The sequence below is a fragment of the Pseudomonas sp. MWU349 genome (assembly GCF_017947325.1).
In the GTDB taxonomy this organism is placed as follows: domain Bacteria; phylum Pseudomonadota; class Gammaproteobacteria; order Pseudomonadales; family Pseudomonadaceae; genus Aquipseudomonas; species Aquipseudomonas protegens.
The window spans coordinates 426,712-445,235 of the sequence record NZ_JAFEVP010000006.1; the positions used below are offsets into that span (position 1 = coordinate 426,712).

Here is an 18,524-nt window from a genome sequence, read left to right on the forward strand (position 1 = left end):
AAGACCGCCGATGACCACGCCACTGCCTTGCTACCACTGTGCCCTGCCGGTTCCCGCCGGTAGCCGGTTCACCGCCGTCGTGCTTGGCCAACCCCGGGAGTTCTGCTGTCCGGGCTGCCAGGCCGTGGCCGAAGCCATAGTCGCTGGCGGTCTGGAGCACTACTACAGCCATCGCAGCGAGGCCTCGGCCAACCCTGAAGCCCTGCCCGTGCAATTGGTGGACGAACTGGCGCTGTACGACCGCGCCGACGTGCAGCAGCCCTTCGTCCGGCACGAAGGGGAGCTGGCGGAAACCACCCTGCTCATGGAGGGCATCAGTTGTGCCGCCTGCGGCTGGCTGATCGAAAAACACCTGCGCAGCCTGCCAGCGGTGGCCGAAGCCCGGCTCAACCTGTCCAACCACCGCCTGCACGTGCGCTGGGCCGACAGCCAACTGCCCCTGAGCCAGGTGCTCAGCGAGCTGCGCCACATCGGCTACGCCGCCCACCCGTATCAGCCGGATCGCGCTTCCGAGCAACTGGCCAGTGAAAACCGCCTGGCCCTGCGCCAGTTGGGCGTCGCTGGCCTGCTATGGTTCCAGGCCATGATGGCGACCATGGCCACCTGGCCGGAGTTCAACATCGACCTGAGCCCCGAGCTGCATACGATCCTGCGCTGGGTCGCGCTGTTTCTTACCACGCCTATCGTCTTCTACAGCTGCGCACCGTTCTTCAAGGGCGCCATGCGCGATTTGCGTACCCGCCACCTGACCATGGACGTCTCGGTGTCCTTGGCCATCGGCGGGGCCTACCTGGCAGGCATCTGGACCTCCATCAGCGGCATTGGCGAGTTGTATTTCGATGCCGTCGGCATGTTCGCCCTGTTCCTGCTCGCCGGACGCTACCTGGAACGCCGGGCCCGGGAACGCACCGCGGCGGCTACCGCGCAACTGGTCAATCTGCTGCCAGCTTCCTGCCTGCGCCTGGATGAAGACGGCCAGAGTGAACGCATCCTGCTCAGTGAATTGCGCCTGGGCGACCGGGTGCTGGTGCATCCCGGCGCAGTACTACCGGCAGACGGCAAGATCCTCGACGGCCAATCGAGCATCGACGAATCCCTGCTCACCGGTGAATACCTGCCACAGCCCCGTGGCCTGGGCGATAGGGTAACCGCCGGCACCTTGAACGTTGAAGGCGCGTTGACAGTGCAGGTCCAGGCCCTGGGCCAGGACACCCGGCTGTCGGCCATCGTGCGCCTGCTGGACCGGGCCCAGGCAGAGAAACCGCGGCTGGCGGAGGTTGCCGATCGTGCGGCCCAGTGGTTCCTGCTGTTCTCGCTGATTGCCGCGGCCGCCATCGGATTGCTGTGGTGGCAACTAGACGCCTCACGGGCGTTCTGGATCGTCCTGGCCATGCTGGTGGCGACCTGCCCCTGTGCGCTGTCCCTGGCCACGCCCACAGCCCTCACCGCCGCCACCGGCACCTTGCACAAGCTAGGCCTGTTGCTGACCCGCGGCCATGTACTGGAAGGCCTGAACCAGATCGACACGGTGATTTTCGACAAGACCGGCACCCTCACCGAAGGACGTCTGGCGCTGCGTTCCATCCGGCTATTGGGAGCCTTGTCCAGCGATGACTGCCTGAGCCTGGCCGCAGCCCTGGAAAACCGTTCCGAGCACCCGATCGCCCGGGCTTTCGGCCGTGCCCCAGTGGCCGCCGAGGAAGTAACCAGCAGCCCGGGGCTGGGCCTGGAAGGCCTCGTGGGTGATCAGCGTCTGCGTATCGGGCAACCAGCCTACGTTTGCCAGCTCAGTGGCTGCACCGTTCCGCCCATGCCCGATGAGGCCGGCCAATGGCTATTGCTCGGTGACAGCCAGGGCGCTCTCGCCTGGCTGGTGCTGGACGACCGCCTGCGCAGTGATGCTCCGGCCCTGCTGGCGGCCTGCAAGGCCCGTGGCTGGCACACCCTGCTGCTGTCCGGGGACAGCTCGCCGATGGTCGCCAGTGTCGCTGCAGAACTGCAGATCGATGAAGCCCGGGGCGGCCTGCGGCCCGATGACAAGCTGCAAGTGCTGCAACAGCTGCACCAGCAGGGCCGCAAGGTGCTGATGCTCGGCGATGGGGTCAACGATGTGCCAGTGCTGGCCGCCGCCGACATCAGCGTCGCCATGGGCTCGGCCACTGACCTGGCCAAGACCAGCGCCGATGCGGTACTGCTGTCCAATCGCCTGGATGCCCTGGTGCAGGCCTTCAGCCTGGCCCGCCGCACGCGCCGGGTGATCATCGAGAACCTGCTTTGGGCCGGGCTGTACAATGGCCTGATGCTGCCGTTCGCCGCCCTCGGCTGGATCACTCCGGTGTGGGCGGCGGTCGGCATGTCCATCAGTTCCCTGACCGTGGTGCTCAACGCCCTGCGCCTGACCCGCATGCCGCGGCCGGCCGACAGCGCCGACGCCCCCGAAACCCGCCCGATACCGGCCTGAGCCGCCGGGCCTGGAGTCCAGATGCCAGCTCTTTACGTGATGATCCCGGCCGCCCTGCTGATCGTGGCCATCGCCATCTACATCTTCTTCTGGGCGGTGGACAGCGGCCAGTACGACGATCTCGACGGCCCGGCCCACAGCATCCTGTTCGACGACCAGGACCCAAGCCACACCGCCGCGGTGGATGAGGCCAAGGGCCAACCGAGCAGCGAAACCGACCCTGCCAGAAAACCGGAACCGCCCCATGTTTGAACTGGCCCCTCTGCTGGTCTCTGCGCTGATCCTCGGCCTGCTGGGTGGCGGCCACTGCCTGGGCATGTGCGGCGGCCTGATGGGCGCCCTGACCCTGGCCATCCCCCCGCAACAGCGCAGCCGACGCCTGCGCCTGCTGCTGGCCTACAACCTGGGCCGCATTCTCAGCTACGCCCTGGCCGGCCTGCTGCTGGGCCTGGCGGGCTGGGCTGTGGCCAACAGTCCACTGGCGCTGTTCATGCGAGTGCTGGCCGGGTTGCTGTTGATTGCCATGGGCCTGTACCTGGCCGGCTGGTGGAGTGGCCTGACCCGCATCGAAGGCCTCGGCAAGGGCTTGTGGCGGCATATCCAGCCGCTGGCCAGCCGCCTGTTGCCGGTTTCCAGCCTGCCCCGCGCATTGCTCCTGGGGGCGCTGTGGGGCTGGCTGCCGTGCGGCCTGGTGTACAGCACCCTGCTGTGGTCGGCGAGCCAGGGCAGCGCCCTGGACAGCGCGCTGTTGATGCTGGCCTTCGGCCTGGGCACCTGGCCCGTGCTGCTGGCCACCGGGCTGGCAGCGGAGCGGATCACCGCCTTGCTGCGTCAGCGCAGCGTACGCATGGCTGGCGGCGTACTGGTCATTCTCTTCGGCATCTGGACCCTGCCCGGTCCTCACCAGCACTGGCTGATGGGCCACTGACCCCGGGAAGGCGCCCGGCAACCGGGCCTGCAGGCCTCGTCGGCACTGCCCCAGCGGCTCCCGAACACCCTTGATACAAGTCAAGATGGACCTGGCCTGAACCTCCTAGACTCGCGAACACTGCCAGCCTATCCGGGGGAATTCCCGCATGCTCGACGCCATTCGTTGGGACACAGATCTGATCCGCCGCTACGACCTGGCGGGACCGCGCTACACCTCATACCCGACCGCAGTGCAGTTCAACAGTCAGGTCGGCGCCTTCGACCTGCTGCACGCCCTGCGCGACAGCCGCAAGGCGCAGCGCCCGCTGTCGCTGTACGTGCACATCCCGTTCTGCGCCAACATCTGCTACTACTGCGCCTGCAACAAGGTCATCACCAAGGATCGCAGCCGCGCTCTGCCCTACCTGCAACGCCTGGAACAGGAGATGCAACTGATCGCCTGCCACCTGGCCCCCAACCAGCGGGTGGAACAACTGCATTTCGGTGGCGGCACCCCGACCTTTCTCAACCACGATGAACTGCGCCAACTGATGGCCCTACTGCGCAAGCACTTCAACCTGCTGGACGACGACTCCGGCGACTACGGCATCGAGATCGATCCCCGGGAAGCCGACTGGTCGACCATGGGCCTGCTGCGGGAGCTGGGTTTCAATCGGGTCAGCATCGGTCTGCAGGACCTGGACCCGGCGGTGCAACGCGCGGTCAATCGCCTGCAAAGCCTGGACGAAACCCGGGCGGTGATCGAAGCGGCCCGCACCCTGCAGTTCCGTTCCATCAACATCGACCTGATCTACGGCCTGCCCAAGCAGACCCCGGAAAACTTCGCCCGCACCGTGGAAGAAGTCATCAGCCTGCAACCGGACCGACTGTCGGTGTTCAACTACGCCCACCTGCCGGAGCGTTTCATGCCCCAGCGGCGGATCAACGGCAGCGAACTGCCTGCCCCGGCGGAAAAGCTACAGATGCTGCAACGCACCATCGAACAGCTGACGGCTGCCGGCTATCGCTACATCGGCATGGATCATTTCGCCCTGCCCGATGATGAATTGGCCATTGCCCAGGAAGAGTCCACCCTGCAACGCAACTTCCAGGGCTACACCACTCATGGTCATTGCGACCTTATTGGGCTCGGTGTTTCAGCCATCAGCCAGATCGGCGATCTCTACTGCCAGAACAGCAGCGACCTGGCGCACTATCAAAATGCCTTGGCTGGCGCACAACTGGCCACCAGTCGCGGCTTGGTATGCAATGCCGATGACCGTCTGCGCCGGGAAGTTATTCAACAACTGATCTGCAACTTTAGTCTTAAGTTCGAGGAGATCGAACAGGCTTTCAATATCGACTTTCGCGGCTACTTCAATGAACTCTGGCCGGAACTGGAAGAGATGGCCGAAGACGGCCTGATTGAACTTAGCAGCGAAGCCATCACCGTGTTGCCAGCCGGTCGTCTACTGGTGCGCTCGGTGTGCATGGTGTTCGATGCGTACCTGGGCCAGCAGAACCGCCAGCGGTTTTCCCGGGTGATCTAGGATTTCATGATCAAGGATGCAGCCTTCATCACCTGCTCAGGGCCCAAGCCCGCTTCTTTCATTGCCTTGGCCAGGGAGGCATTGGCGGTCAGCAAACCGCCGTTGAGTATTGCCAGGGCAGATTGCAGGCTGCCGATCCGAACCTTGGTTTCTTCAGGGCTCAGGTGCTTGTCGGCCATGACCGCCTGCAGCTGGGCGAGGGTCTCGGCAATCTGTTGTTGCAATTTTCTGATCATCTTGAGGATCTGCTGAATGTTTTCCGGCAGGCCGCTTTCCTCGATATCACTGTCACGCCCTTTGGCGGCGGCGGATTTGTTCAGGCCGGCGCCCGACAGCGACACTTTGACGCCCTCCCCAATCACTGGCTCTGCAACTAATGGAGAAACTCTTAGTTGCTCGTCAACCTGACTTGTCGAGGGTTCATGAAGCGACTGCAAGTTATTGCTGCCATTAGTAATAGCGCCAACGGACGACATAATTTCAGCCTTCCAAGTTACTTTCGTTAACAGGTTATCGACCCATAAAAGGATAGCTTTACGACTAACAGTCAATACGGCACGGACTGGCCGGAACCTCCTCCCGTGAGTTACCCTTACGGCTTATGTGTGTTTTCCCACAAGGATTCTAGAATGTCCGAGCCAGTTAAACTGCGCGCTCACAACCAGGCCCATTGCAAGGATTGCAGCCTGGCACCCCTCTGCCTGCCACTTTCGCTGAATTTGGAAGACATGGACGCGCTGGACGAAATCGTCAAACGTGGCCGCCCATTGAAAAAAGGCGAATTCCTGTTCCGTCAGGGTGACGGCTTCGACTCGGTGTACGCCGTGCGTTCGGGCGCCCTGAAAACCTTCAGCCTGAGCGACAGCGGCGAAGAACAGATCACCGGCTTCCATCTCCCCAGCGAGCTGGTAGGCCTGTCAGGCATGGACACCGAAAGCCATCCCGTCTCGGCCCAAGCGCTGGAAACCACCTCGGTGTGTGAAATCCCCTTCGAACGCCTCGATGAGCTGGCACTGCAACTGCCACAGCTGCGTCGCCAGCTGATGCGGGTCATGAGCCGGGAAATCCGCGATGACCAGCAAATGATGCTGCTGCTGTCGAAAAAGACCGCTGACGAGCGTATCGCCACGTTCCTGGTCAACCTGTCCGCGCGCTTTCGCGCCCGGGGTTTCTCGGCCAATCAGTTCCGCCTGAGCATGTCGCGTAACGAAATCGGCAACTACCTGGGCCTGGCGGTGGAAACCGTGTCCCGGGTGTTCACTCGCTTCCAGCAAAACGAGCTGATTGCCGCGGAGGGCAAGGAAGTGCACATCCTCGACCCGATCCAGCTCTGCGCCCTCGCCGGCGGCTCGGTGGAAGGCTGATCCACAACCCGTGCGGCTGAGCCAGGCGGCTCGGTCGCAGGTTTACTGGCGCGGCTTATTTGCCCGCCAGTACACCTAAAGCCCCATCTGCTTGCTGATAATTTCGTTCATCACCTCGCGAGTGCCGCCACCGATCGACAGGATGCGGTTGTCGCGGTACAGGCGCTCCACCAGGCTTTCGCGCATGTAGCCCATGCCACCCAGTATCTGCACCGCATCGTGGGTAATACGGTCGGCGGTATCGGTGGCGAAGTTCTTGGCCATGGAAATTTCCTTGATCACGCTCTTGCCGGTGGCCATCTTCGCCGCCTGGCGATAGGTGAACTCCCGGGAAACCTCCAGGGCCGTGGCCATCTCCGCCAAACGGTGCTTGAGCACCTGGAACTTGGCGATGGGCTTGCCGAACGCCTCACGCTCGCGCGCCCACTTCAGGCTTTCCTCCAGGGCCATCTGTGAGGTCATGTTGGCCATCAGGGCCAGGGCCAGGCGTTCACTCTGGAAGTTGCCCATGATGCAGGCAAAACCCATGTTCTCGGCGCCGATCAGGTTGCCCACCGGCACCCGGCAATCGTCGAAGAACAGCTCGGCGGTATCCGAGGCCCACCAACCCATCTTTTTCAACTGCCGCCCCACAGTGAAGCCCGGCGCGCCCTTTTCGATCAACAACAGGCTGATACCACCGTAGCCGGTTTCGCCGGTGCGCACCGCCACGGTGTAGAAGTCGGCGCGCACGCCACTGGTGATAAAGGTCTTGCTGCCACTGACCCGGTAATGATCGCCATCGCGCACGGCGCGGGTCTGCAGGTTGGCCACGTCCGAGCCGCCGCCGGGTTCGGTGACCGCCAGGGCGCTGATCTTCTCCCCGGACAACACCAGCGGTGCCACCCGCTCACGCACTTCGGGGCGAGCCCATTTGACGATGGGTGGCAGGCCGATATCCAGGGAGCCGAGGCCCGCCACCAGGCCGCCGGAGCCACTGCGCATCAGCTCCTCGCTGGCAGCGATCTTGGCGAACAGATCACCCTCATGGCTGCCGCCCAGGGCCTCGGGGTAACCGATGCCCAGAAGCCCGGCGGCCCCGGCCTTGAGGTACAGCTCACGGGGGAAACTGCCGGCCTCCTCCCACTCGTCGATCTGGGGAAGGATTTCACGCTCGACGAAACGTCGCACGCTGTCGCGGACCAACTGGTGGCTGGGGTCGAAGTATTCCTGGCAGGCAGACATGGGCAAGCTCCTCTGAAGGGTCGAGGGAACTTACCAAGCGCTTGCTTGGTTTTCAAGAGAATGCGTGGCGCATCCTCCGCCAGTCAGCCGGCTCCCACAGCCTTACAACGCTATGGGTTTGCGCCCGGCAAAGGAGTGAGCCAGAGTGCCGCCATCCACCAGTTCCAGCTCCCCGCCCAAAGGTACGCCGTGGGCGATGCGCGAGGTGATCAGGCCCTTGTTGGTCAACAGTTGGGCGATGTAGTGCGCAGTGGCTTCGCCTTCCACCGTCGGGTTGGTGGCCAGGATCACTTCGCTGAAACTGCCCTGTTCCTCGATACGCGCCAGCAACTGCGGAATGCCAATGGCCTCCGGGCCCAGGCCATCCAGAGGCGACAGGTGGCCCTTGAGCACGAAGTAGCGCCCGCGATAGCCGGTCTGCTCCACCGCGTACACATCCATCGGCCCTTCCACCACGCACAGCAGGGTGTCGTCGCGACGCGGGTCGGCACATTGCGGGCACAGCTCGTCTTCGGTCAGGGTCCGGCACTGGCGGCAATGCCCCACGCCTTCCATGGCCTGGCTCAGGGCCTGCGCCAGGCGCAAGCCGCCACTGCGATCACGCTCCAGCAGCTGCAGGGCCATGCGCTGGGCGGTTTTCTGACCCACACCCGGCAAGGTGCGCAGGGCATCGATCAGTTGGCGAATCAGGGGGCTGAAGCTCATGAGCAAAGGTCCGACAAAAACAACGAGACGCGGTTTATACCCGCGCCTCGGGGTAGCGTCAAATGCTCGCGTCCGGGGCGACCTTGACCACCAGCTTGCCGAAGTTGCGCCCCTCCAGCAGGCCGATGAAGGCTTCTGGTGCCTGCTCCAGGCCCTCGACCACGTCCTCCTTGAACTTGACCTTGCCTTCGCGCACCCAGGGCGCCATGGCCTTGATGAACTCCGGATGGCGGTCGCCATAGTCGTCAAAGACAATAAAGCCCTGAATGCGTACCCGCTTGGTGAGCAAGGTGCGTTGCAGCAGTGGCAGGCGATCCGGCCCCGGCGGCAGCGCCTGGGCGTTGTACTGGGCGATCAGCCCGCACAGGGGAATACGCGCCCTGGGATTGAGCAACGGCAGTACCCCGTCGAAGACCTTGCCACCGACGTTTTCAAAATAGATGTCCACGCCCTTGAAGCAGGCCTGGGCCAGTTCGTCGGCAAAGTCGGGGCTCTTGTGATCGATGCAGGCATCAAAACCCAACTCCTCGACCACATAACGGCATTTGTCGGCGCCACCGGCCACGCCTACCACCCGCAGTCCCTTGAGCTTCGCCACCTGCCCCACCACCGACCCCACGGCGCCAGAGGCTGCACCCACCACCAGGGTTTCCCCGGCCTTGGGCTGGCCGATGTCCATCAACCCCATGTAGGCGGTCATACCGGGCATGCCGAGCACACCCAGCGCCATGGAGGGGCTGGGCAGGCCCGAGGGCACCGGGATCAGGTTGCGGCCATCGCAAATGCAGTGGCTCTGCCAACCAGTGGCGCCCACCACCAGGTCGCCCTCCTGGAACTTGGGGTTGAGCGAACGCTCGACCCGGCTCACTGCACCACCGGTCATGACCTCGTCTATTTCCACCGGCGCCGCATAGGACGGGGCATCGCTCATGCGCCCGCGCATGTAGGGGTCCAGTGACAGGTAGAGGGTCTTCAACAGCACCTGGCCATCAGCCAGTTCCGGCAAGGCCACCCGTTCCAGGCGGAAATTCTCCGGGACCGGCGCGCCCTCGGGCCGGGAGACCAGCACCACACGCTGATTGAGGGTCAATGTTTGCGGCATCATGGACACTCCTTTAGGAAATGTTGAATGAAAGGGTATAGGTTGCAGACCCTGTGAAGAGCATCACGTTCGATGTTTCTGCAGAGGGATCTGCTGCGACCTTCGTCGGCCAGCCGGCTGCTACCCACAGCGCAGTGCTGATCGCCAGGGCAAAAAAAAGCCAGGCTCAAGGCCTGGCTTTATGTAGTCCATCCGATGCGCTTGCGCGAATCAGAACGGCAGTTTCATGCCTGGAGGCAGTTGCATGCCGGCGGTCATGCCGGACATTTTTTCCTGGCTGTTGGACTCGATCTTGCGCACGGCGTCGTTCACCGCAGCGGCAAACAGGTCTTCGAGCACTTCACGGTCATCTTCGCTGACGCCTTCCAGCAGGCTCGGGTCGATGCTCACACGCTTGATGTCATGACGGCCGGTCATGACTACAGTGACCATGTCGCCGCCGGCCTTGCCGGTGACTTCGGCGTTGGCCAGTTCTTCCTGCATCTTGGCCATTTTTTCCTGCATCTGCTGTGCCTGCTTCATCAGGCCGGCCATGCCACCTTTCATCATGGGAATTACCTCAAAGTACGGGGATGGAAACGGCGCCCGGCCCCAGGCCCGGCGCCCTTTGAATGATCAACCCTGAGCCGCCAGGGCCTCGACAGGTTCAATAGTATCGTGGCGCACCACTGCACCGAACTCCTGGACCATCCGCTGGATGAACGGATCACCATGAATCGACTCCTCGGCCTCGCGCTGACGGTCGGCGCGGCGCCGTGATGCAGCCTGGGCCGGGGTTTCCTGCTCGGGCTTGATCAGCTCGATCGCCAGGGTCAGGGTACGCCCGTGGTACTGGTTCAGGGCGTCGTTGAGGCGACGCTGCTGGGTAGCGTTGAACAGTGCGCTGTGGGCCGGGTCCAGGTGCAGCAGCCAATGGTCGCCGTCCACGGCCATCAGGGTGCAGTTGGCGGCGATGCTGCCGGTCATGCCCGAGATCGGCAGTTTCGGGAACAGTTGCAGCCATTCCAGGGCCAGGCCAGTGGCCGGTTTGGCAGCAGGTTCGGGCTCGGGTTCCGGCGCCGGATCGGCTGCGTGCTCACTGGCCAGTTCGTCCAGGTAGCTGTAGGCCGAATCCATGTCTGGCTCGATATAGTCCTCGTCCAGCGGCGGCTCGTCGTCCAGGTCGATACCCGGAGTGGCGGCGTCGACCTCCGCCACCGTGGGTTCCGGCACCGGGGCGCTGACCCATTCCGGCGCGTCCGGCACCACGCTGTCCGGCGTCGGGGTCGGCATCGGCGTCAGCTCAGGCTGCTCGGCGGACACCTCCAGCACCGGCTCGACCGCTGGTTGCTGTTCGATCTGTGGCTCCACCGGATCGTTCCAGGGCAGGTCGACCACCGCTTCGACAACCACCGGCTCGGGTTCGACGGCGACCGCTTCGGCCGCAGGGGGCGCGACAGGTTCGGATACGGCAACAGGCGCTGGCGCCACTGGAGCACTCACAACCGGAGCCTGGGCAACAGTCGCTACAGGCACGGCAGGTGCCGGCACCGCCACGGTTTGGGCGGAATCAACTGTGGCCTGGCTGATCCCCACTGGCTTTAGCGGCTGTCTCGGTGCATCCGCGGTATCGGCTGGGCGGAAGGCCAGCATCCGCAGCAGGACCATTTCAAAGCCGCCGCGGGGGTCCGGCGCCAACGGCAGGTCGCGCCGACCGATCAGGCCCATCTGGTAATAGAACTGCACGTCTTCGGCCGGCAGGGCCTGGGCCAGGGCCAGCACCCGGTCACGATCGCCGTGCCCGTTGTCGACCCCTTCCGGCAATGCCTGGGCAATTGCCACCCGGTGCAGCACGTTGAGGATTTCAGAAAGTACGCCGTTCCAGTCCGGCCCCTGCTCCGCCAGATGTCGCACCGCCTCCAGCAATGCCTTGGCATCGCCGTTGATCAGCGCATGCAGCACGTCGTAGACCTGACCGTGATCGAGGGTGCCGAGCATGGCCCGCACATCGGCCGCCATGACCTTGCCTTCACCGAAGGCAATCGCCTGGTCGGTGAGGCTCATGGCATCGCGCATCGAGCCATCGGCGGCGCGGCCCAGCAGCCACAGGGCGTCATCCTCGAACGGCACGTTCTCCACGCCCAGGACGTGGCTCAGGTGCTCCACCACCCGTTCCGGGGTCATGTTCTTCAGGGAGAACTGCAGGCAGCGCGAGAGGATGGTCGCCGGCAGCTTCTGCGGATCAGTGGTCGCCAGGATGAACTTGACGTAGGGCGGCGGCTCTTCGAGGGTCTTGAGCAGGGCATTGAACGAGTGGCTGGAGAGCATGTGCACTTCGTCGATCAGGTAGACCTTGAAGCGCCCGCGGCTGGGTGCGTATTGCACGTTATCCAGCAGTTCACGGGTATCCTCGACCTTGGTCCGGCTCGCGGCGTCGATCTCGATCAGGTCGACAAAGCGTCCCTCATCGATCTCGCAGCACACCGAACAGGTGCCGCAGGGGGTGGAAGTGATGCCTGTTTCACAGTTCAGGCATTTGGCAATGATTCGCGCGATGGTGGTCTTGCCCACCCCGCGGGTGCCGGTAAACAGGTAGGCGTGGTGCAGCCGCTGGCTGTCCAAGGCATTGATCAGAGCCTTGAGCACATGGGTCTGGCCGACCATTTCGCGGAACGAGCGCGGACGCCATTTACGTGCAAGAACCTGATAACTCATCGAAAACCGTCGCAACTGGAAAGCGGAAGCCGGTAATGCTAGCGGAGCAAGGGCGAAATTGCATCCGGCGCGCTCGTCTAATCTGTCTAAGCTGCATTTTGCAAAGGATTGCTCGCCCGCCGACACCCTGGAGATTGTATGCGTTTGACCTGGTGCGCCCTGCTTCTCTTCAGCGCCAGCCTGGAAGCCGCAGAGCCGCCCCTGCGCTTTGCCATCGCCGACAGTTGGGCCATGCCGGCCATCGAAGTCGAAGGCGACCAGCCCACCGATGGCATCCTTTTCGACACCATGAACAGCCTGGCCCGACACCTGGAAACTCCGGCGCAGTTTCATGTCCTGGCCCGGGCCCGGGTGCAGAGCGCCATGGTCCAGGGCGAAGTCGACGTGCGCTGCTACGCTGCCCAGGCCTGGCTGCCGAACCTGTCCGGGGATTACCTGTGGAGCGTGCCACTGTTCATCCAGCGCAACCTGCTGGTGAGCACCCATCCGGAGCCCTCGGCGGTCAACCTGCAGCAACTGTCACGCCAGCATATCGGCACCGTCCTCAGCTATACCTACACCTCCTTGCAGTCGCTGTTCGACACCAACCAGCTGATACGCGACGACGCCCGCAACGAGGAGCAGGTGCTGCAGAAACTGGTGGCCGGGCGTTACCGCTACGCCATCGCCAGCCAGTGGACCCTGGACTGGTTCAACAAGACCCAGGCCACCGGCAACCCACTGTACAGCGTCGCGGTGCTGCAGGAGCAGGCCGTGGGCTGCTATATACGCAACGATCCGAGAGTGCCGGCCCAGCGCATCCTGCGCACCTTGTTGCGGATGAAGATGTCCGGTGAGATCGACGCCATCGTCCAGCGGTACGTAGGCCCCGAGGATAACGCTCAGCCTCCCGACATCGCCTCGCCCTGAAGCTCATCGCTTCGCCATGCCGGCGGAGGCTCAAAGTTGCGCACCCACTCCAGCACCGCCTCGGCGGGCATTGGCGGCGCAATGAAATCCCCCTGAGCAACGTCGCAGCCAAGGGCCATCAAGCGCTCGCCATGTGCCAGGCTTTCCAGCCCCTCGGCCACCACTCGCCGGCCAAAGGCCTGGGCCAGCCCCACCAACGCCTGGATCAGTGCCTGATCGTCCGCGTCGTGCAGCATATCGCGCACGAACAGCCGGTCGATCTTGATGGTCTGGGTGCGCAGGCGCTTGAGGTAACTGAGGGACGAATGGCCGGTGCCAAAGTCCCCCAGGGAGAACTGCACACCAAATCCCTGGCAGGCATCGAGGCAATCGCTGACCCGCTGGATATTGTCGATGGCCACCGACTCGACGATTTCCAGGTCCAGCAACGCCGGCAGCACATCCGGATAGCGGTCGAGCATGTCCTTGAGTCGCTCGACGAAGTCCGGGCGCTGGAAATGCCGCGCCGCCACGTTCAGGCTCACCGGCCAGCCCTGCCCCGCCCGCTGCCAGCACTGCAGGCGGGTCATCACCTGGTCCATGACCCACTCGCCGATCTCGACGATCAGGTCGGTCTCCTCCACCTGCTGCAGAAACTCCTGGGCCCCCAGCATGCCGCGCTGCGGGTGCTGCCAACGCAGCATCGCCTCGAAGCCCACCACCTCACCGGTACGCATGTTCACCTTGGGCTGGAAGTACAGGCGCAACTCGCCTGAGTGCAAGGCCTGGCGCACCTGCTCGACGGTCTGATAGGTGACCATCACTTCACGGTCGCGCAGCACATCGAACAGGTGGAAGCGGTTGCGTCCGCTCTGCTTGGCCACGTACATGGCCTGGTCGGCGTGGCGCAACAAGGTGTCGGCGTCGTGGTTGTCGGTGGGGTACAGGGTCACGCCGATGCTGGCAAAGACGTTGATGTCCTTGCCCTGGATCGAGTAAGGCTGGGAAATGGTCGCCAATACCCTTTGCAACGCCGCGCGCAGCTCCAGCATGTCGCGCACGTAACGCAAAATCAGCACGAACTCGTCGCCGGCCAGGCGGGCCACCACGTCCTCGCCGCGGATGATCGAACGCAGTCGCGCAGCCACCTCCACCAGCAGCAGGTCTCCACAAGCATGGCCATAGCCGTCATTGACTGCCTTGAAACCATCCAGGTCGAGCATGCACACCGCCAGGGGAATGTCCTGCGCCCGGGAGAAGTCCAGAGCCTGATGCAGCAGGTCGGAGAGAAAGGCCCGGTTGGGCAGCCCGGTAAGCACGTCGTGGCCGACCCGCCATTGCAACGAATGCAACAGCTGACGCTTTTCGCTGACATCGAAGCGGATCGACACATAGCGCACCACCTGCCCGGAGCGCTGATCCACCAGTGGCACCATGGTGCTGTCGACCCAGTACAGGCTGCCGTCCTTGGCGCGGTTGCAGATCTCGCCTTTCCACACCCGGCCCTGGGTAATGGTCTGCCACAACTCGACAAAGAACTCTGGCGGATGCAGCCCGGAACTGAGCATCCGGTGGTTGGCGCCAATCAGTTCTTCACGGCTGTAGCCCGATATCTGGCAAAACAGATCGTTGACATAAGTGATGCTGCCGCCCAAGTCCGTCTCGGAGAAGATGGCGGCGGCATCGACGGCCCTGCGGTATTTCTCATCCATGAGTCGAACTCACTGTCGCTAGCGGTTGAACCGCTCGACCAGGGCACGCAGCCCGGAAGAGATGTTTTCCAGCTCGGCGCCGCGAACCACCCCGGCGCTGGCATTCTCGGCAGTGCGCTGCACGGTGACGGCGACACTGTTGATCTGCTCGGACACCGATTCGGCTACATGGGACTGCTCCTGGGATGCCGCGGCCATTTGCTGGCTCATATCGGTAATGCGCTCCACTGCCGCGCCGATGCCTTGCAGAGCCTGCTGGGCCTGGACCACCTGCTGCACGCCCTGCTCCGCCTCCTCGATGCCCAGGCTGGCGATCTGCACGGCTTCGTCGGCCCCGGCGCGCAGGCTCTGGATGATGCCCTGGATCTGCTGGGTCGACTCGCGGGTCTTGCCGGCCAGGGCCCGCACCTCATCGGCGACCACGGCAAAACCACGGCCCTGCTCACCGGCCCGGGCCGCCTCGATGGCCGCATTCAAGGCCAGCAGGTTGGTCTGGTCGGCAATCGCCTGGATCATGCTCGCCGCCACCATGATCTCCTGGGTCTGCCCGGCCAGGTCGCCCACAGCCTGGTTGATCTGGGTCACGGTGCGCGCCAGCAACTGGATGGCATCCCGCGAGGTGCCAGCCACCTCACTGCCCTGCCGGGCCAGGAGGTTGGCGGTGTGGGCTTCGCTGGCGGTGTGCTGGACGTGTTCGGCGACCTCGGTGATTGAAGCAGCCATCTGGGTCATGGCGGCCGCGGTCATGTCGGTTTCCGCCCGCTGCTCCAGCAGCGCCGACTCGATGCGGCTGGACAATTGGCTGGAATCGGCTGCTGCGGTAGCCATCTGCCTGGCCAGATCACTGAGGCGAGTCAGGGCAGTCTTTAGCCGCGCCTCCTCACTGATCAGGATCATCTGCAACTGCGCCGCCGGCCCCAGCGCTTGGCTGTAGGCCAGGGCGCAGATCGGATCGGCAAAGGTGTTCGGTGTGCTACTGACAATCTGCTTGAGCTGCTGCCCCAGGCGGCGCTGGGCCAGCAGCCCGACAGCCACGAAACCCGCAACTGTCAGGCCCTGGGCTGCCAGCATCGGCAACCATTTGAACGCGGCCAGGCAGCCTACCGCCACCGCCACCGGCAGCAGCAGGGGCCGGGTCGCGGCCTCGATGCGGCGCCAGGCGCAAACCGGCGCCTTGCCGGCCCGCAGGCGCGCATACAAGGCTTCGGCGCGGCTGACCTGCTCTCGGCTTGGCTTGACCCGCACCGATTCGTAGCCCACCAGTTTTCCGTCCTCGAGGATCGGCGTGACATAGGCGCTGACCCAATAGAAATTGCCGTTCTTGCAACGGTTCTTCACCACCCCCATCCAGCTCTGGCCGGCCTTCAGGTAACCCCACATCGACTCGAACACCGCCGCCGGCATGTCCGGGTGACGTACCAGGTTATGGGTGCTGCCGATCAGTTCGGCCTGGCTGAAACCGCTCATCGCGGCGAACTCGGCGTTGCAGTACGTGATGTGACTGTTGATGTCGGTGGCGGATATGAGCCGCTGCTGGTCGGGAAAGGTCTGCTCAACAGAGGTGACCGGCAAATTGAGACGCACTTTAGAACTCCATAGACAGCCTGCGATCAACAGTTACCGGCACCCGGCAAGAGGCTGATTCGCGATGTACTTTCCTGGCGGTACGGCTCAATCGGAAGGTTCGCCCTGATTGCAGCCGTACAGCGGTTTGCGCGGCAGTTGACCATCGATTCGACGGAGATCAACTAGGATCAGATGAGGCGTCAGGTGGGGACGGCGGACGGAGCGTTGGCGGGATCTACGAGACGTTCGAGCCTCTGCCAAGTCCTTGGTTTAGGTGAACAAGGGAAATGCAATGATTTCTTGTTTCATAAACCAGCCTTCTGAAACTAGATCACCAAATACCTGTCCGAAGCGCCGATTCTACGAAATGCATCACATTTTGCAAAGCAAGGTGATGAACCATGGTGTTGTCTAATGCCAATATTTATCGTTAAGTTCTTGATTCTAAATGGGAATTGAGCGATGCAAATTTCAAGTTTGGGTGCAGCCATCAAGCGCTATCGAAAGGTAGCGGGGCTTACTCAGGCTGAACTAGGTGAAAAAACCGGTTTTGACCCAAAAACCATCAGCCGCTTCGAAACCGGCACCTACACCCCCAGCGTTGAAGCTCTATTTCTGCTAGCCGAAGTACTGGGAGTGAAGCTGAAAGCCTTCTTCGCCGATCTGGGCGACGAAGAGGAACAGCGGGCTTATTTGTTCGGTGTCATTCACAAAGCCACCCCGAAGGATCTGGGAAAGCTGATAGCAGCGGTAGACCAGGCCTTGTCCAAGCCTTGAGCCCCGCAACAAATCAACTCCAAGAGGCAGGTTTATCGACACCGATAAGCCGGCCTCTTTTTCAATCGACGACTCCTGACAGGAACTGACAGGCCAGCCCCCTAAGCTTGCGCCCAACGTAACGCCCAAAGGCCTCTGGAGTCGCCATGATCACCAACACCTATTTCCTGCTCTATGTAGACAGCCCTGCCCTCAGCGCAGAATTCTACAGCCGTTTGCTGGATAAGCCGCCAGTGGAATCCGGCCCGACTTTCGCCTTGTTCATCCTCGATTCGGGGATCAAGCTTGGCCTCTGGTCCCGACACACCGTGCAGCCGAGCGCTCAGGCTGCCGGCGGTGGCGGCGAACTGGGCTGGGCCGTGGACAGCCGTGAAGCGGTGGATGAACTGCATCGGCACTGGCAAGCCCTGGGCATGACCATCGCCCAGCCGCCAACCCAGATGGATTTCGGCTACACCCTGGTGGCCCTCGACCCGGACGGCCACCGTCTGCGAGTGCTGTACCTGACCATCGACTGAGTCGCCCCCCTGAAACGGCGCCGGCGTCGGCGCCCTGCCTCGAAGCAAAATAAAACCGAACGCCACATTGAGCCGCCCGGCACTCATCGTTATCCTCCCCGCCAACTTGTCACAAAATGTAAGGGAATACGATGAAGTACCTGCGTCTCCTCATGGCCATGGCCGCCCTCTGCGCCCTGCCCTTTCTTGCCAGCGCCGCTACCGCGCCCGAGAGCAAGGACGCCGAACCCCAGACCGCCGAACAGTTTCTCGCCTCGCTCTCCCCACGCCACGGCAACGTCAAGCTGCCCGGGGATATCGCCAGCCTCGATCTGAGCAAGGAGTTCTACTACCTCAACCCCAAGGACACCGAGAAGCTGCTCACCGAGGGCTGGGGCAATCCACCTGGCTTCACCACCCTGGGCATGATCGTGCCCAGCGACGTCAGCCCGCTGTCCGCCGAAGGCTGGGGCGTGATCATCAGCTACAAGAACGATGGGCACATCTCCGACGACGACGCCGCGAAGATCGACTACCAGGACCTGCTCAAGCAGATGCAGGAAGCGGACGAGGAAGACAACAAGCAGCGCCAGGAACAGGGCTACGGCGCCATTCACCTGCTGGGCTGGGCCGAGCAGCCAAGCTATGACGCACAATCGCACAAGATGTACTGGGCCCGCGAACTCAAGGCCGAGGGTGCTCAGAACAACACCTTGAACTACAGCATCCGCGTGCTGGGTCGCGAAGGTGTGCTGGAACTCAATGCCGTGGCTTCAATGGACGACCTGGAGACCATCAAGCGCGAGATTCCCAAGGTGCTGGCCTTTACCAACTTCACCGACGGCAACCGCTACGCCGACTACAACCCGAGCACCGACAAACTGGCCTCCTACGGCCTCGCCGCCCTGGTGGCCGGCGGCCTCGCCAGCAAGGCCGGGCTCTTCGCCAAGCTCGGCGTACTGCTCCTGGCCGGCAAGAAATTCATCGTCCTGGGGGTACTAGGCCTTGCCGCCTTCATCGGCCGCCTGTTCAAGAAAAAGAGCTGAATCCCACCCGGCAGCGCCCCGCCATTGCG

Annotated in this window: 17 protein-coding genes; 9 read left to right on the plus strand and 8 right to left on the minus strand. The window is 63.2% G+C overall.

What is annotated here, in order from left to right:
• Positions 1 to 10 precede the first annotated feature (10 nt).
• The 4 genes from KCG88_RS25175 to hemN all read left to right on the plus strand — a co-directional run bounded on the left by KCG88_RS25175 (position 11) and on the right by hemN (position 4,920).
• Entirely contained in the window at positions 11 to 2,461 is a 2,451-nt protein-coding gene (locus KCG88_RS25175) for a heavy metal translocating P-type ATPase (RefSeq protein ID WP_210713350.1), read from the plus strand.
• Positions 2,462 to 2,482: 21 nt separating this feature from the next.
• Positions 2,483 to 2,713, plus strand: coding sequence for a cbb3-type cytochrome oxidase assembly protein CcoS (gene ccoS / locus KCG88_RS25180; RefSeq protein ID WP_047284931.1), 231 nt, complete (start codon positions 2,483 to 2,485; stop codon positions 2,711 to 2,713).
• Positions 2,706 to 3,389, plus strand: a complete 684-nt coding sequence (locus KCG88_RS25185; RefSeq protein ID WP_210713351.1) for a sulfite exporter TauE/SafE family protein — start codon at positions 2,706 to 2,708, stop codon at positions 3,387 to 3,389. Before ccoS ends, KCG88_RS25185 begins: the two co-directional genes overlap by 8 nt.
• Positions 3,390 to 3,537: 148 nt before the next feature.
• On the plus strand, positions 3,538 to 4,920 hold the full coding sequence (gene hemN, locus KCG88_RS25190) for an oxygen-independent coproporphyrinogen III oxidase (RefSeq protein WP_047336146.1): 1,383 nt from the start codon (positions 3,538 to 3,540) through the stop codon (positions 4,918 to 4,920).
• On the opposite strand, the gene KCG88_RS25195 is transcribed toward hemN, so the two are convergent.
• Complete coding sequence (locus tag KCG88_RS25195; RefSeq protein ID WP_047284926.1) at positions 4,917 to 5,396, minus strand: hypothetical protein; 480 nt, start codon at positions 5,394 to 5,396, stop codon at positions 4,917 to 4,919. The two genes, hemN and KCG88_RS25195, sit on opposite strands and share 4 nt — an antisense overlap.
• Positions 5,397 to 5,549: 153 nt before the next feature.
• Between KCG88_RS25195 and fnrA the strand changes: the two genes are divergently transcribed.
• Positions 5,550 to 6,284 (plus strand): Crp/Fnr family transcriptional regulator FnrA, encoded by a 735-nt coding sequence (fnrA, locus tag KCG88_RS25200; protein ID WP_011060230.1) that lies wholly within the window; start codon positions 5,550 to 5,552, stop codon positions 6,282 to 6,284.
• Positions 6,285 to 6,359: 75 nt separating this feature from the next.
• Here fnrA and KCG88_RS25205 read toward each other — a convergent pair whose 3' ends face one another.
• The 5 genes from KCG88_RS25205 to dnaX all read right to left on the minus strand — a co-directional run bounded on the left by KCG88_RS25205 (position 6,360) and on the right by dnaX (position 12,009).
• Positions 6,360 to 7,508: an acyl-CoA dehydrogenase family protein gene (locus tag KCG88_RS25205; protein WP_210713352.1), complete on the minus strand. Its 1,149-nt coding sequence runs from the start codon at positions 7,506 to 7,508 to the stop codon at positions 6,360 to 6,362.
• A 102-nt stretch (positions 7,509 to 7,610) separates the two neighbouring features.
• Complete coding sequence (gene recR, locus KCG88_RS25210) at positions 7,611 to 8,213, minus strand: recombination mediator RecR (RefSeq protein ID WP_011060227.1); 603 nt, start codon at positions 8,211 to 8,213, stop codon at positions 7,611 to 7,613.
• 58 nt (positions 8,214 to 8,271) lie between these two features.
• Positions 8,272 to 9,315, minus strand: coding sequence for an NADP-dependent oxidoreductase (locus tag KCG88_RS25215; protein ID WP_011060226.1), 1,044 nt, complete (start codon positions 9,313 to 9,315; stop codon positions 8,272 to 8,274).
• Positions 9,316 to 9,525: 210 nt separating this feature from the next.
• Positions 9,526 to 9,864, minus strand: coding sequence for a YbaB/EbfC family nucleoid-associated protein (locus KCG88_RS25220; RefSeq protein WP_015634779.1), 339 nt, complete (start codon positions 9,862 to 9,864; stop codon positions 9,526 to 9,528).
• 66 nt (positions 9,865 to 9,930) lie between these two features.
• Positions 9,931 to 12,009 carry a DNA polymerase III subunit gamma/tau gene (gene dnaX / locus KCG88_RS25225; RefSeq protein WP_047336144.1) on the minus strand — a complete coding sequence of 693 codons (2,079 nt, stop codon included), beginning with the start codon at positions 12,007 to 12,009 and terminating at the stop codon, positions 9,931 to 9,933.
• 138 nt (positions 12,010 to 12,147) lie between these two features.
• Here dnaX and KCG88_RS25230 point away from each other — a divergent pair, with 138 nt between their 5' ends.
• Positions 12,148 to 12,918: a transporter substrate-binding domain-containing protein gene (locus KCG88_RS25230; RefSeq protein WP_210713353.1), complete on the plus strand. Its 771-nt coding sequence runs from the start codon at positions 12,148 to 12,150 to the stop codon at positions 12,916 to 12,918.
• Here the strand turns inward: KCG88_RS25230 and KCG88_RS25235 are convergent.
• The gene (locus KCG88_RS25235) at positions 12,891 to 14,609 is read right to left on the minus strand and encodes an EAL domain-containing protein (protein WP_047284918.1); all 1,719 of its coding nucleotides are present in this window, start codon (positions 14,607 to 14,609) and stop codon (positions 12,891 to 12,893) included. The genes KCG88_RS25230 and KCG88_RS25235 overlap by 28 nt on opposite strands.
• 18 nt (positions 14,610 to 14,627) lie before the next feature.
• Complete coding sequence (locus tag KCG88_RS25240; RefSeq protein WP_210713354.1) at positions 14,628 to 16,193, minus strand: PAS domain-containing methyl-accepting chemotaxis protein; 1,566 nt, start codon at positions 16,191 to 16,193, stop codon at positions 14,628 to 14,630.
• 444 nt (positions 16,194 to 16,637) lie between these two features.
• Between KCG88_RS25240 and KCG88_RS25245 the strand changes: the two genes are divergently transcribed.
• From KCG88_RS25245 to KCG88_RS25255, 3 genes are all read left to right on the plus strand, one after another.
• Complete coding sequence (locus tag KCG88_RS25245; protein ID WP_011060220.1) at positions 16,638 to 16,952, plus strand: helix-turn-helix transcriptional regulator; 315 nt, start codon at positions 16,638 to 16,640, stop codon at positions 16,950 to 16,952.
• Between the two features lie 146 nt (positions 16,953 to 17,098).
• Entirely contained in the window at positions 17,099 to 17,470 is a 372-nt protein-coding gene (locus KCG88_RS25250) for a VOC family protein (protein WP_011060219.1), read from the plus strand.
• A gap of 131 nt (positions 17,471 to 17,601) precedes the next feature.
• The gene (locus KCG88_RS25255; protein ID WP_047336142.1) at positions 17,602 to 18,495 is read left to right on the plus strand and encodes a DUF2167 domain-containing protein; all 894 of its coding nucleotides are present in this window, start codon (positions 17,602 to 17,604) and stop codon (positions 18,493 to 18,495) included.
• The last annotated feature ends 29 nt before the right edge of the window (positions 18,496 to 18,524 follow it).

What these genes read in the sequence shown, in the direction of transcription:
- KCG88_RS25185 (WP_210713351.1), top strand. Translation starts at nt 2,706, where the DNA reads ATGTTTGAACTGGCCCCTCTGCTGGTCTCTGCGCTGATCCTCGGCCTG.
- KCG88_RS25230 (WP_210713353.1), top strand. Translation starts at nt 12,148, where the DNA reads ATGCGTTTGACCTGGTGCGCCCTGCTTCTCTTCAGCGCCAGCCTGGAA.
- KCG88_RS25195 (WP_047284926.1), bottom strand. Translation starts at nt 5,396, where the DNA reads ATGTCGTCCGTTGGCGCTATTACTAATGGCAGCAATAACTTGCAGTCG.
- KCG88_RS25255 (WP_047336142.1), top strand. Translation starts at nt 17,602, where the DNA reads ATGAAGTACCTGCGTCTCCTCATGGCCATGGCCGCCCTCTGCGCCCTG.
- fnrA (WP_011060230.1), top strand. Translation starts at nt 5,550, where the DNA reads ATGTCCGAGCCAGTTAAACTGCGCGCTCACAACCAGGCCCATTGCAAG.
- KCG88_RS25245 (WP_011060220.1), top strand. Translation starts at nt 16,638, where the DNA reads ATGCAAATTTCAAGTTTGGGTGCAGCCATCAAGCGCTATCGAAAGGTA.
- KCG88_RS25205 (WP_210713352.1), bottom strand. Translation starts at nt 7,508, where the DNA reads ATGTCTGCCTGCCAGGAATACTTCGACCCCAGCCACCAGTTGGTCCGC.
- KCG88_RS25220 (WP_015634779.1), bottom strand. Translation starts at nt 9,864, where the DNA reads ATGATGAAAGGTGGCATGGCCGGCCTGATGAAGCAGGCACAGCAGATG.
- recR (WP_011060227.1), bottom strand. Translation starts at nt 8,213, where the DNA reads ATGAGCTTCAGCCCCCTGATTCGCCAACTGATCGATGCCCTGCGCACC.
- hemN (WP_047336146.1), top strand. Translation starts at nt 3,538, where the DNA reads ATGCTCGACGCCATTCGTTGGGACACAGATCTGATCCGCCGCTACGAC.
- dnaX (WP_047336144.1), bottom strand. Translation starts at nt 12,009, where the DNA reads ATGAGTTATCAGGTTCTTGCACGTAAATGGCGTCCGCGCTCGTTCCGC.
- ccoS (WP_047284931.1), top strand. Translation starts at nt 2,483, where the DNA reads ATGCCAGCTCTTTACGTGATGATCCCGGCCGCCCTGCTGATCGTGGCC.
- KCG88_RS25175 (WP_210713350.1), top strand. Translation starts at nt 11, where the DNA reads ATGACCACGCCACTGCCTTGCTACCACTGTGCCCTGCCGGTTCCCGCC.
- KCG88_RS25235 (WP_047284918.1), bottom strand. Translation starts at nt 14,609, where the DNA reads ATGGATGAGAAATACCGCAGGGCCGTCGATGCCGCCGCCATCTTCTCC.
- KCG88_RS25215 (WP_011060226.1), bottom strand. Translation starts at nt 9,315, where the DNA reads ATGCCGCAAACATTGACCCTCAATCAGCGTGTGGTGCTGGTCTCCCGG.
- KCG88_RS25250 (WP_011060219.1), top strand. Translation starts at nt 17,099, where the DNA reads ATGATCACCAACACCTATTTCCTGCTCTATGTAGACAGCCCTGCCCTC.